This window comes from Zobellia sp. 1_MG-2023, from assembly GCF_030549125.1.
Lineage (GTDB): Bacteria > Bacteroidota > Bacteroidia > Flavobacteriales > Flavobacteriaceae > Zobellia > Zobellia russellii.
Genome location: NZ_JAUOSY010000011.1, coordinates 1 through 12662, shown reverse-complemented (window position 1 = coordinate 12662; position 12662 = coordinate 1). Strand labels below are relative to the sequence as shown.

General features: G+C 37.9%; 11 protein-coding genes. 3 read left to right on the top strand and 8 right to left on the bottom strand.

Annotated elements, in window-relative coordinates:
• Positions 1-2 precede the first annotated feature (2 nt).
• The 3 genes from Q4597_RS17515 to Q4597_RS17505 form a co-directional block, all read right to left on the bottom strand.
• On the bottom strand, positions 3-1514 hold the full coding sequence (locus Q4597_RS17515) for an ankyrin repeat domain-containing protein (protein WP_303407396.1): 1512 nt from the start codon (positions 1512-1514) through the stop codon (positions 3-5).
• Positions 1515-1602: 88 nt separating this feature from the next.
• Positions 1603-3000 (bottom strand): hypothetical protein, encoded by a 1398-nt coding sequence (locus Q4597_RS17510; RefSeq protein WP_215441869.1) that lies wholly within the window; start codon positions 2998-3000, stop codon positions 1603-1605.
• 18 nt (positions 3001-3018) lie between these two features.
• Positions 3019-5433 (bottom strand): TonB-dependent receptor, encoded by a 2415-nt coding sequence (locus Q4597_RS17505; RefSeq protein WP_303407395.1) that lies wholly within the window; start codon positions 5431-5433, stop codon positions 3019-3021.
• 126 nt (positions 5434-5559) lie between these two features.
• Here Q4597_RS17505 and Q4597_RS17500 point away from each other — a divergent pair, with 126 nt between their 5' ends.
• Entirely contained in the window at positions 5560-6549 is a 990-nt protein-coding gene (locus Q4597_RS17500) for an AraC family transcriptional regulator (RefSeq protein ID WP_215441871.1), read from the top strand.
• Positions 6550-6813: 264 nt separating this feature from the next.
• Positions 6814-7254: a hypothetical protein gene (locus Q4597_RS17495; RefSeq protein ID WP_215441872.1), complete on the top strand. Its 441-nt coding sequence runs from the start codon at positions 6814-6816 to the stop codon at positions 7252-7254.
• A gap of 57 nt (positions 7255-7311) precedes the next feature.
• Here Q4597_RS17495 and Q4597_RS17490 read toward each other — a convergent pair whose 3' ends face one another.
• Entirely contained in the window at positions 7312-8115 is an 804-nt protein-coding gene (locus tag Q4597_RS17490; protein WP_303407394.1) for an HAD family hydrolase, read from the bottom strand.
• Positions 8116-8207: 92 nt separating this feature from the next.
• On the opposite strand from Q4597_RS17490, the gene Q4597_RS17485 reads away from it, so the two are divergent.
• Positions 8208-8630, top strand: coding sequence for a secondary thiamine-phosphate synthase enzyme YjbQ (locus tag Q4597_RS17485; protein ID WP_215441874.1), 423 nt, complete (start codon positions 8208-8210; stop codon positions 8628-8630).
• 55 nt (positions 8631-8685) lie between these two features.
• On the opposite strand, the gene rplT is transcribed toward Q4597_RS17485, so the two are convergent.
• The 4 genes from rplT to thrS form a co-directional block, all read right to left on the bottom strand.
• A complete protein-coding gene (rplT, locus tag Q4597_RS17480; protein ID WP_215441875.1) occupies positions 8686-9030 on the bottom strand; it encodes a 50S ribosomal protein L20 in 345 nt (114 codons plus the stop codon).
• A gap of 89 nt (positions 9031-9119) precedes the next feature.
• Positions 9120-9317 carry a 50S ribosomal protein L35 gene (rpmI, locus tag Q4597_RS17475; RefSeq protein ID WP_038239114.1) on the bottom strand — a complete coding sequence of 66 codons (198 nt, stop codon included), beginning with the start codon at positions 9315-9317 and terminating at the stop codon, positions 9120-9122.
• 102 nt (positions 9318-9419) lie between these two features.
• On the bottom strand, positions 9420-9968 hold the full coding sequence (infC, locus tag Q4597_RS17470) for a translation initiation factor IF-3 (protein WP_289041480.1): 549 nt from the start codon (positions 9966-9968) through the stop codon (positions 9420-9422).
• A gap of 38 nt (positions 9969-10006) precedes the next feature.
• On the bottom strand, positions 10007-11947 hold the full coding sequence (thrS, locus tag Q4597_RS17465) for a threonine--tRNA ligase (RefSeq protein ID WP_215441876.1): 1941 nt from the start codon (positions 11945-11947) through the stop codon (positions 10007-10009).
• Between the last annotated feature and the right edge of the window lie 715 nt (positions 11948-12662).

The window sequence follows — 12662 nt, the reverse complement described above, 5'->3', positions numbered from 1 at the left end:
TATTAATTTAAAAATTGAAGATTAACCTTGTTCTTGGCCAACAGTTCATTTTCGCTTGCAAGGTCGTGTGCAGTTTCACCAAACTCTGTAGTAGATTTTAGGTCGGCACCATTAGCTATCAAGTACTTTAAAATTTCTGCATTTTCGGTTTTCATTGCCGCGTAATGCAATGGGGTATTTCCGTCTTTGTCCTTACCGTTGATGTCAGCACCAAATGCTTTCACCTTTTTTAGAAGGCGCAGATCATTCTTTGCAACCGCTAAATGCCATACGGTACTGTTATCGCCTTGTACTTGCGTAAAATCAAGGCCTTTGTCTTTTAATACGGCAACCTTAGCATCAAAATCACGAGGTTTACCACGACCGTTAAAAAGGTAAGAAACCAAATTGTTTCCTTTGTTATCAAGCACATCAACACTGGCTCCTTTAGAGATTAAATAGGTTACTACGTCTGCGCTGTTATTTTGAATTGCAGCGGTTAAAGCAGTATGTCCGTCTTTATCTGCATGGTTTATTTTATCCGTTTTTTCGGCAAAATAAGAGATAGTTTCCAAATTATTTCTTCCGGCAGCTTTAATTAAGGCGGTTTGACCTTCTCCATCTACCGCATTAGGATCGACTCCCTTTGATATGAAGTAGTCTAGAATTTTAATGTCTTTTGATGACGCTAAATTGTGCAAAGGAGTAGTGCCACTTTTAGAAACAACATTTGGAGAAATACCAAGTTCTTCTAAATACTTGAAAACCTCTATACTATTGCCACCGCCACGGCCAACTCTACTTGCTGCAAGCATAGCATTGTCTCCGGTTTTATCATTTTTAGCTATTGAAACCCCACGTTCTTTTAGGGATTTAAGAACATCTATGTTTCCACCTTTTGCGGCATAATAAAAGATACCATTACCGTCATTATCCGTAGTGTTGATATCTAGTCCTTTGGAAATTAAATAGTCTGTAAACTTAAGGTCTTTAGCGCTGGATGCTGCCACTAAAAGTATATTGGCACCATGATGGTCTTTTTCATTTTTTAGATCGGCACCATTTGCAATAAACAATTCATAAATTTTTGGATCGGTTTGTCCGCCAGCTGAAGCAAACGAGCTGGGGTAGTACCCATGAGAGTCTACTACGTCTAATTTGGCACCCTTTTGAATAAGGTATTCCATTGCTTCTACGTTTCCTTTGTAAGCGGCCCAAAAGATATAAGTACGGGAATCATGTGTTTTTTTGTTAACGTCGTTACCATGCTCAACCAAATATTTAATTGTAGATAGAGGATTATTGGCCAATAGAGCATAAGTGGTTGCATCAAAACCACCGCCGTTGGCTACAGTGGCCGAGTGGCCCTCTTTTATGTTAGCTTCAATAGTGCTGATACTTGGTTGTTTTTCCCAATAGTCGCCACTTAAGAATGGATTGGGGTCTTTGGGTGTATTCCTTTGTGCAAAGGCACTTAAAGAGATAAATGCAAAGCAGAGAACTAAGGCAAAAGTTCTGATACTATTTTTTTTCATGGCCGTGTATATTAGATTTCAAATTACTAAAACCATTACCGGGCTTTGTTACCCGATAATGGTATAGTTTACTAAAAGTTATAATGGTTTACCAAGCGCCGATAAAATGGCTTCCTTCTACATTAATTAGCTCGGCACCTTTGGTTACAGTTCCAGTTTCGGTATCTATAACATAAATATTTCCGTTTTTACCAACGGGTGCTTGAGTAAGGTAAATTTCGTTTCCGTCTACGGCATACCCTTGGTACTGGAATAATTCAAAATCTACCTCGTAAGGAATATCGGTTATTTTGGTTGCTGTTTTTGCATTCAAGTCAACTAGGGCAAAAAAGCTTTCTCCTCTCCCCGAAATACCTTCTGCGGAACCATCATGACGGTAGGCTAAAACTGCTTTTCCGTTTGGTGCTGGTCTCCAGGCCAATACATAAGCACCATCAACACCCAAGGCATCATCTAAATTAAAATCATACGAATCGTCATACAAATTGTCAGCTCCAATTTTTAAAATATGAGAACCTTCAGGATCACTCTGGTTAGCTTGGTATACGCTTCCGTCATACAAAAAGGCGTTGATGCTACGGTAACCGTTGGTATTACCGTGTCCTACGCTAGAAGTAATTAGCGTTGGGTTCAATAAAGAAGGATAGTCCAATACAATAGTTTTGGAACCAAGAATCTCATAATCACCACTATCACTTTCTAAAGTAGTCGGGTCTATCTTGCTTAAGCGCGCACCAATGTATAATTTGTCTCCAGCGGCATTAAGTGTTGGCATATCTATTCTAGAGATGTAGTAGCCTGCTGCAGATTCTTCTTCGCTTAACGTAATAACATGCTCTTCAAAGTTGTTGATTTGAGAATCCACTAAGTCTAAAGTAACAACGCCAATAGTAGAATTTGTGTGCAGATATGTGTCATCGGTTACATCATCAGGAGTGTCATTGTCATCAACTTGGTGCTCTGTAGAGACGTAAACGGCAGCACCGGTTTTGTCCCCATCAAACAATTTGATCCATCTAGGAGCAGTACCAACATAAGGGGCTATACTTATTTCAGACCCGGTTGGATTGAAAGTTCCACCACCTTCTACGGTATATTTACTGTAATTTCCTCCGGTATCTCCGGCATAACTAATATTGAAAACGGTATTGCCGTCTTCAGAAGCTTGTAGTCTTGCCGTTCTGTTAGATGGTGCTACAAAACCATTGTTAAAAGGATCTATTTGAACCGTAGGGTCCTTAGCATCTTTACTGGTTACGGAATAAATTAAGGTTCCCCCGTTTCCGTCGCCAGGGGTATCACCCATTTTGGCTCCGGCAATGGTTATCCATCTACCGTCTTCTTCGGTTTCCGTTTCTGTTTCGGTCTCAGTTTCTGAGTCGGTATCGGGGGTAACTGTACCATCATCGCTACTACAAGCGGTCATTAAACCGGCTAGAAGCCATACGGAAGCCAATGTTTTAAAGTTTAAAAAAGTTGTTTTCATGTTAGTTCTATTAAGTGATTAAAGATTATTGATTATGTAGTTCAATTTTAAATAAAAGCCTCGTCCTGGTTTTTGTACGGATAGGTTATCATAAATGGCCTGGTCAAAAATATTCTTGACATCAAAACTCATTACAAAATTCTTTTTGGGAAATGTATAGCTCAATCCAAAGTCATGAGATATCTGTTCAGGAATAAAGAATTCCTCTTCTCCTGTAGTATTAGTACCTGCCGCGAATTTGAATGCAAATTCATCTGTATAGTAGGTGTTATAAAATAGGTTTAACAGTGATTTTGATTGGATAAAATCCTTGATAGTATACCGTAATCCGGCATTCATGGTAAACAAGGGAACGTTGGGAACATTTGTTTCAACTCCGGAATTTACCGTGGTTAAGCTCATGCGGGTTATATTAAAATTGAAGCCAAGATTATTGTCATACGTGTAAAAGAATTCGGCTTCAATTCCTTTGGATTCCGCAGTGTTCTCTAGATTGGTGTATTGAACAAACTCATCACTTTCCCTTAGTCCGTCTGCATTGGCCGGTAACCCTATTCTGTTTTCAATATTTCTAGCAAAGAAGTTAGAGGTCAATGTAAACCCGTGTTTGTTAAAATTGAATTTCCCAAGCCTAAAACCAATGTTAAGATTATTACTGGTTTCCGGTTGAATGGTTAAGTTGGGGAGCAAATTGTCTCCTGCATCTCCAAAAACCTCATTTTCACTCGGTAGACGAATGGCTTTTTCAGCCGAGGTTAATAGTGTAAGGGTTGGAAAAACAATATATGAAGCCGCAAAACCGTATCCGGTATAGTCTTTATCGCTTTGGTAAACTTCATTTATTACTTCCGTATTATCCTCGTTAAATACGGGCCTAGTGTTCAGTACTTTTTGCATATACTGTTTTCCAAAAGCATTGATTTTAAACTTATTGTCAAACGCTTTAAGTTCGTAGCTTAACGAAATAATATTCTTGTATAGGTCACTAGTTTCTTGAAAGGTGTTTTCTAATAACGATACCATTTCATCGCTGTCTTCACGGTCTACACCACTATAAACATGGTTTAGTAAGACTTTATGGTTGTCATTTATAGCATACGAAAGACCTGAACGGATAGAAGAAACATTTCGGGTTATTTTGGCTAGTGTTGGCCCATTTTCACTTTGTGAACCCCAGGTATATTCGTGTGGTTCTCCATCAAAACCAATTAATCTGGTTCCTGCCCATGTATAAGCTTGCGCCACCGTATCATTAATTATACGATTACGTTTGCCGTACACACCAGTAACGTTTACGTCTAAGCCTTTAGTGAACAAATCTTTCTTTTGATAGGTTAGATTGCCCAGTACGGCATCCGACTCTAAAAAACGACCTTTATAAGGTGATATGGTAACGAAAGTACCGTGCTGTACTTCATTGTATTCATCAGAAGCGGTAACGCCCACTAAAAATTGATCGGCCCAATTAACATTGGTAAACCCTATTTGGGCCATGCCTCCCGTAGACCGGTAAGCGTCATTGAACCTTCTGGCTACAATTGGTGTTTGAACTCCATTGGGAGCTATATCTACAATAGTCCTGCCCCAGATTTTGTAATCGTTGTCCGAGTAGTTGTGAAAGGCTGATGCTTTTACGGTGAATCCTGATGTATCATGTCTATAGGCTCCGTTCAGATTGGTTTGCAGGGTGTTGAAAGATCCGTATGAAACAGATGCATTTAAATTGTTCTTACCTCCTTCATGGAGTACAATATTAATGGCCCCACCAACGGCGTCACTGGATAAGTGTCCTGGTACTACGCCTTTGTAAACTTCAATGTTTTTGATCATAGAAGGCGGAATGCTGTTCAAGCTAAAGGAAGAACCATATATAGAAATAGGAATACCATCTATAAAAATGCTGACCGATCTTCCGGACAAACCGTTTAAACTGTATTGTACATTAGACCCCAAACCACCGTTCTGTCTAATTTTTACGCCCACTGTAGTGTTTAGTAGTTCATTAGTTTGAATACTTCTAAGCCCAGCTTCTTTGGTCTCAATTGAATTTACCGAGAAACCCTTAGTCTCAAGGGCTGTTTTCTCTGTTTTTCCGCTTACGGTTACCTCGTCTAGATTTTCCACATTTTCCCGTAGAGAGAAATCAAGGCGTATGCTATTTGTGTTTTCATTGACTTCAATAGTCCGTGACCGCGTGCCGTACCCGATAAAGGAAATTATTATCCTGTGGTTTCCACTGGGGACTTTTTCAATAGTATACGCCCCGTTATCATCTGTAAGAACACCCAGTTTTAGTTCTTCTAAAACAACACTAGCAAAGGATAAAGGTTTTCCGGAAGCATCGGTAACAATACCGGCTATTGTTGCGGAAGGTTCTTGGCCCAAGACGGACAAGGAAATTAGAAATAGGAAAGCCGTAGCTAGGTTCTTCATAATTAGTTTAAAAAAAATCAATTGTTTTTATTAAGATTTAGTCTAAATAAATAACTTTGCAAAACTAATCTAGGATTTCAGGTAGCACTAACGCAAAAAGAAGTTTTAGTTACGAATTAGGAATAAATGAGAATAGGTCTTTTTCCGTCTGCAAATTATAGTGCCAAAAATGGTATTGATCCCATGAAACAGATGGGTGATACTCATGTGATATCTGATGAACTTGCTTTAGGAAAAGGGGTTGCAGGAAGCCAACAAGTATTGTGTTTAGATGGTGCTTCCATACTATTGCGGAAGTTAAGTTTAAATAGTATTTCTAAGGTAGAATATGAAAATAATCATTTCTGTTTTGGAGTTCATTTTTTGCTTGAAGGCAATTATAGCTTTGTTAGTACGGAAAGTAAATCTAGACTTAACATTACTTCTGGCAGCTATAACCTTGTGCAGTGGCCAAAGACCAATGGAGTTGAAAAGCTTAAGGGAAGGGAATATACTTCTATAGAAGTTTTCTTTACTCAGGAGTTTCTTGAAGATTTATTAGGAACTGAGTACAATTCGGCTTTTATAAAATTTGCTGATGCCTTCGTGGATAAACCTAAATATCTGTGGAATGAAATGAAACCAATACCAGGTAGGTTAAGGTTGTTGCTACTGGATATTTTACATTGTTCATATACCGGAATCGCCAGAACCAATTTTATAGAATCTCAAATACGATGTTTGCTGATAGAGGTCTTTTTGGGAAAAGAGAATGGTATGGAGCAGATAGCAGGGGAGACAACGCTATCTACTTTGGATAAGGAGGCCATAGATGAAGTGGTTTCATATATCAAACAGAATCTTAAGCGGAAATTAACCATTAAGGAACTGTCCGAGGTAGCTGGATTTAATACTACCAAACTAAAAAGTTGTTTCAAGAAGGTGCATCAAACCACAATCTTTAAGTTCATTACACAGCTTCGCATGGAAAAGGCAAGACTTTTGGTGTTAGAAGAAAATTACACTGTTGCTCAAGCATCTTATGAAGTAGGGTATTCCAACCCACAACATTTTACCGTAGCCTTCAAGAAGACTATGGGCTATTTGCCTAGTCTTTTGCTTACCAATTTGTCTTAGGTTTTTTATCGCCAATATATAATTCCAATCATATCGTTATTCATCCCATTAGATTTGATTAGATACGCTTTCTAATGGTATATTGATTTCGGTTTTCAATTGGGAAAAATTTTAAGAGTTATGGCGCTTTTAAAGAGACTCTTGGTAAAAGATGTAAAAATTGTGTGACTTTTTAGAGAACATTGGTGTCTTAAATATTGAAGGAAGAGGTGATATTTTACTATTCCCATAATCAGTACTATTTAAATTAAAACGATAAAAACTATGATCGATCAATTGAAAAGCTTGGCTTTTGATAAATTAAAAGATGCGATGGCATCCAACTCTTTAGGTGAAGGTGAAACTACAGCTGCAGCGGAACAAGGTTCTGCCGCTTTGGTGAATAGTTTGATGGAAAATATATCGACCGGGGATTTGGGTTCCATTACCAGTTTGTTTTCTAATGATGGTAATGCTTCTGAAGACAATGGTGTTTTTAAACTTATTGTAGGTAAACTTGCTGGAATTTTACAAGGACAGGGTATGGACGCTTCAGCGGCACAATCTGAAGCGAGTAATATAGCACCGGACTTAATAAATAGTCTAAAAGAAAAATTTATGTCAAACGATGCTGCTGATAGTAGCTTTGACCTAGGAAGCATTGGAAGCCTTCTTGGAGGAGGCGAAGCTGGAGACCTTCTTAGTAAGGCTAAAGGCTTGTTTTAGTAAGATTGTATTTGAGTTGGTAATTAAAAAGGTTGCTCTTTACAGGAGCAACCTTTTTTATATATGTGAATCAATTAGTTTTTGTAATACTGTTTCTACACCAAATTCGTCATTGTTCAAAGTTTCAAATTTTGCTGCTTTTTTTACATTGGGATGTGCGTTTTCCATGGCAAAACTGAAATCCGAAAGAGCTAACATTTCAAGATCGTTATTGTAATCGCCAAAGACCATGGTTTCTGCCGGGGTAATGTTAAATCGTTCCTGCATTTTTTGAAGAGCGTAACCTTTATGGGCATTTGGGCTGGATATGTCTACCCAATTTTCTCCGGATACCTTAACCTTTAAAGACCCTTCTAGATGGGATACGGATGGATAAATGTACTTTTCCGAACTTTCAAAGTGGTAGATGGCAATCTTGAGTATTTCGCCATCAAAATCCTTTAGGTCGTCAACAACTTTATAATCGGTGTAATACTCGCGTAACTTGGCTTCAAATTCCTTGGAGTCACTCTTTATGTAAGCATTGTGTTTACCGCAAAGTACAGGGTGAATGTTGCCTACGGTGTCCAATATCTTAAGAACTGAATTTTTGGCATCATTAGGCAATGGTGTTGCAAGTAGTTCGGTAGTCTTTTGCATGGCAAATGCACCGTTCTCTGCAATTACGATAATGTCGTCCTTAATAGGTTCTAATTTATCAACTATACTATGGTACTGTCTGCCACTGGCAGCTATAAAAATGATGCCTCTTTCTTTCATTTGTTCAAAGAGCTCAAAAAAGCGACTGCTAACTTCGTGATTGGAGTTTAATAGCGTGCCGTCCATATCCGTGACGACCATTTTTATATTTGATAGATCCATGTGTATTTTTTAGAAGATGCAAAGGTATCTGTTCATAATTTAATTAGGGTTCGTATTTAGAAAGTTTTACATTTATTTGATATAAAAAATGTATGAAATTCTATCAAAAAGAAATTAAACTAAAAGCTTATAATCGTGGTTTTCATTTAGTAACCGAAGCTATTTTAAGCTCGTTTCCGGAGCTTAATACTATAAAGAAAGGAATGTTTCAGGTTTTTATAAAGCACACATCTGCTAGTTTGACCATTAACGAGAACGCTGACCCCACGGTGCGATTGGATTTTGAAAGCCATATGAATAAAATGGTGCCGGAAAATGCTCCCTACTATATACATACATACGAAGGTCCGGACGATATGCCTGCGCATATAAAATCATCCTTAATGGGAGCATCCGTACAGATTCCAATAACAGGGGGAAGGTTGAACCTTGGGATATGGCAAGGTATATATTTGTGTGAGCATAGAAATTATGCCTCCGGAAGAAACTTGGTAATTACCGCATTTGGGGAATAAAAAAAGCCAGTACACAAATGCACCGGCTTTCTTATAAGTGAGATATATTCTTAATTTATTTAACCTTGTCTACGATTGCTTTAAAAGCTTCTGGATGATTCATCGCTAAATCTGCAAGAACTTTTCTGTTCAATTCAATTTCACTAGCTTTTAATTTCCCCATAAACTGAGAATAAGACAATCCGTGTAAACGGGCACCTGCGTTAATACGTGTAATCCAAAGAGCACGAAAAGTTCTCTTCTTGTTTCTTCTATCGCGGTAAGCATATAACATTGCTTTCTCTACCGCATTTTTGGCTACTGTCCAAACGTTTTTACGTCTTCCAAAGTAACCTTTGGCTTGCTTCATCACCTTTTTTCTTCTGGCTCTGGAAGCAACTGCATTTACTGATCTTGGCATAATTTTAAATTTTTGTAGTAGGCGGTGCTTTTTTTTGCACACTTTTTGAGCCTAACTCCATGGTTAATACTGTTTTACCGTAAAGAATATTACTTTAAACGTAATTGTTCTTTAATACTGTTAACGTCATTGGCGTGAACCAATGTGTCATGCGTTAACTTAAGCTTTCGCTTCTTTGACTTTTTAGTCAAGATATGACTCTTAAAAGCGTGCTTTCTTTTAATTTTACCAGTACCGGTTAGCTTAAAACGCTTCTTGGCACTCGATTTTGTTTTCTGTTTAGGCATTTTTCCTATTTATATGAATCTCACTTATTTATGCTGAAACTGCCCGTAAATAACGGACAGATATCAGTATCTTTTGTAGTAACTTAGAAAAACTAGGTTACTTTATTTTTTAGTTTTAGGGGCAATGAACATGGTCATTCGCTTACCTTCTAATCTTGGTAATTGTTCTACTTTTCCCCACTCTTCCAAATCTTGGGCAAGTTTTAAAAGTAGAATCTCACCTTTGTCTTTATAAACTATAGAGCGTCCTTTAAAAAACACGTAAGCCTTTAATTTGGCTCCGTCTTGCAAAAACTTTTCTGCATGTTTCTTTTTAAAGTCATAATCATGGTCATCAGTATTTGGACCAAAACGGATCTCTTTTACGATAACCTTTGTGGCCTTGGCCTTCATGACTTTTTCGCGCTTCTTTTGTTCGTAAAGAAACTTCTTGTAATCTATAATCTTACATACCGGAGGCTCGGCATTTGGTGATATTTCCACCAAGTCCAAACCCATTTCTTCCGATTTATCTAGAGCTACCCTTATAGGGTATACACCTACTTCAACGTTGTCACCTACCAACCTTACCTTAGGTGCTAGTATTTTTTCATTGATTTTGTGAGGGTTTTTGTTTTCCCTCCTAGGTTGGGGCCTAAATCTCTTTCGTATTGCTATGACTAATTCTTTTTAGTTAAACTTTAAATTTTTTAAAACGACTTTAAGGTACTATTTATTTCTTTAGTTACCAAGTCTGAAAACTGTTCAAGGGAAATAGAGCCTAAATCCTCACCACCATGTCTACGTACAGATATGGTATTTGACGCTTCCTCGTTTTCCCCAACGATCAGCATAAAAGGAATTTTATTCATTTCTGCTTCACGTATTTTCTTGCCTACCGTCTCATTTCTAGCATCAACAAGGGCGCGAATTTCGTCATTTTCTAAGGATTTTAAAACTTTTTCCGCATATTTTTCATGTTTCTCGCTCACGGGCAGCACAATAGCTTGTTCTGGGATAAGCCATAAAGGAAAATTACCGCCTGTATGTTCCAGTAACAGGGCTATGAAACGTTCCATGCTACCAAATGGGGCACGGTGTATCATAACCGGTCTGTGCAACTCGTTATCACTACCTTTATAGGTAAGGTCAAAACGTTCAGGTAAATTGTAGTCTACCTGAATGGTTCCTAACTGCCATTGTCTGCCAAGGGCATCTTTAACCATAAAGTCTAATTTAGGGCCATAAAATGCAGCTTCACCTTGTTCAATTATAAAGTCAAGACCCTTTTCTTTCGCAGCGTTAATAATGGCATTTTCTGCTTTCTCCCAGTTTTCTACAGTACCAATATACTTCTCCGGAGTGCTCAAATCCCTAACTGATACTTGTGCCGTAAAGTTTTCAAATCCTAATGAACCTAAAACATATAAAGATAGGTCAATAACATTTTTGAATTCTTGATCCAATTGGTCCGGAGTACAAAAAATGTGTGCATCATCCTGTGTGAAGCCTCTTACTCTTGTAAGACCATGAAGTTCACCGCTTTGTTCATATCTGTAAACTGTTCCAAATTCTGCATAACGTTTTGGTAATTCTCGATAACTGTAAGGGCGTACATTGTAAATCTCACAATGATGTGGGCAGTTCATTGGTTTCAACAGAAATTCTTCATCTTCCTTTGGTGTGTGAATAGGCTGAAAACTGTCTGCGCCATATTTTTCGTAATGCCCGGAAGTAACATAAAGTTCTTTTTGTCCTATATGCGGCGAAACCACCATTTCGTATCCTGCCTTTTTTTGAGCTTTCTTTAGAAAATTTTCAAGACGTTCTCTAAGTGCTGCGCCTTTAGGAAGCCATAATGGTAGTCCTTGACCAACTTTCTGAGAAAAAGCAAACAGTTCAAGTTCTTTGCCTAGTTTTCTATGGTCGCGTTGCTTAGCCTCTTCAATTAAAGCAAGATACTCGGTAAGTTCTTTTTGTTTAGGGAAAGAAATACCGTAAACCCGGGTTAATTGAGGGTTCTTTTCGTCACCTCTCCAGTAGGCGCCGGCAACGTTCAGTATTTTTATGGCTTTAACAATACCGGTGTTAGGTATGTGCCCACCTCTACATAAATCCGTAAAAGTGTCATGATCACAAAAAGTAATGGTTCCGTCCTCAAGATTTTCTATAAGCTCAACCTTATATTCGTTTCCTTGACTCTTATATAGTGATAGAGCTTCGGCTTTTGATATAGGGCGCATTTTAAAGTCATGCTTACCGCGGGCAATTTCCAAAGCTTTCTTTTCTATAGCGGGAAAATCTTTTTCGGAAATAGAATGCGCTCCAAAATCAACATCATAATAGAACCCGTTTTCAATAGCGGGCCCAATAGTTAATTTTATGCCAGGGTATAATTCTTCTAGAGCCTGTGCTACAATATGTGAAGAAGAATGCCAAAAAGCTTTTTTACCTTCTTTGTCGTTCCAAGTATAAAGAACAAGTGCCCCGTCTTCGGTAAGAGGGGTGACAGTTTCTACCACCGTATCGTTAAATTTTGCCGAAATAACGTTTCGTGCAAGACCTTCACTAATACTTTTGGCAATGTCCAATGGAGTGCTTCCATTTGCAAACTCTTTAATACTTCCGTCAGGTAATGTAATTTTTATCATGCCCATTTTTTGTAATAAGGGTGCAAAGATAGTATACGCGTACAAGGCACACAATATATAGGGTTAAGTTTATTGGTTGAATGTTGTGGGTGTTTTGTAATCTTTTTGGAAATCTAGTGTGTATGTTGACTATTACTGTTTGTGGTCATAAATTTTTCGTTAGATTAGAAGGGAATGTAAAATTGAGGTTAAGAAAAAAAATATTCTAAAATTTGGAAGGAAACTATAGTTTGGGGCTTGTGGGAATGAATAAAAAGTTCTAATTTTAAGACCCTTCTTTTTTGGTAGAAGTGTAATTTATTGAAGCGCAGGGGTTTGTGAAAAATCCAAAACTTTATTCAGAAAATTCTTTGAGAATTAAAAAAGGGTGTTACATTTGCAGCCCGCTAAACAGGTATGAAGATGTTTGTTAAGCGGGGGTTAAAAAAGAGTAAACGTTCCTTGTGGTATATTGTTTTGAGACGGCGAAAAAAAAAGATTTCGATTTTTTTTAAAAGAAAGTTGCCGGTTAGAAAAACAGTTGTATATTTGCAGCCGCTTAGACAGACAGTAAGATGTCGGGAAGCGTTTTCCGGGAGACCGGGAGGGATATAGAAGTTCATTTGACATATTGTGGAGACAGCGTAAAGGGATAAATTGGGAAACCTTTTTGTTCCGGTGAATTACGAAACAACATACAGATTAGAGTTTAAGATTTTTATTTTAGGATGAGAGT

What these genes read in the sequence shown, in the direction of transcription:
- Q4597_RS17515 (WP_303407396.1), bottom strand. Translation starts at nt 1,514, where the DNA reads ATGAAAAAAAATAGTATCAGAACTTTTGCCTTAGTTCTCTGCTTTGCA.
- Q4597_RS17510 (WP_215441869.1), bottom strand. Translation starts at nt 3,000, where the DNA reads ATGAAAACAACTTTTTTAAACTTTAAAACATTGGCTTCCGTATGGCTT.
- Q4597_RS17505 (WP_303407395.1), bottom strand. Translation starts at nt 5,433, where the DNA reads ATGAAGAACCTAGCTACGGCTTTCCTATTTCTAATTTCCTTGTCCGTC.
- Q4597_RS17500 (WP_215441871.1), top strand. Translation starts at nt 5,560, where the DNA reads ATGAGAATAGGTCTTTTTCCGTCTGCAAATTATAGTGCCAAAAATGGT.
- Q4597_RS17495 (WP_215441872.1), top strand. Translation starts at nt 6,814, where the DNA reads ATGATCGATCAATTGAAAAGCTTGGCTTTTGATAAATTAAAAGATGCG.
- Q4597_RS17490 (WP_303407394.1), bottom strand. Translation starts at nt 8,115, where the DNA reads ATGGATCTATCAAATATAAAAATGGTCGTCACGGATATGGACGGCACG.
- Q4597_RS17485 (WP_215441874.1), top strand. Translation starts at nt 8,208, where the DNA reads ATGAAATTCTATCAAAAAGAAATTAAACTAAAAGCTTATAATCGTGGT.
- rplT (WP_215441875.1), bottom strand. Translation starts at nt 9,030, where the DNA reads ATGCCAAGATCAGTAAATGCAGTTGCTTCCAGAGCCAGAAGAAAAAAG.
- rpmI (WP_038239114.1), bottom strand. Translation starts at nt 9,317, where the DNA reads ATGCCTAAACAGAAAACAAAATCGAGTGCCAAGAAGCGTTTTAAGCTA.
- thrS (WP_215441876.1), bottom strand. Translation starts at nt 11,947, where the DNA reads ATGATAAAAATTACATTACCTGACGGAAGTATTAAAGAGTTTGCAAAT.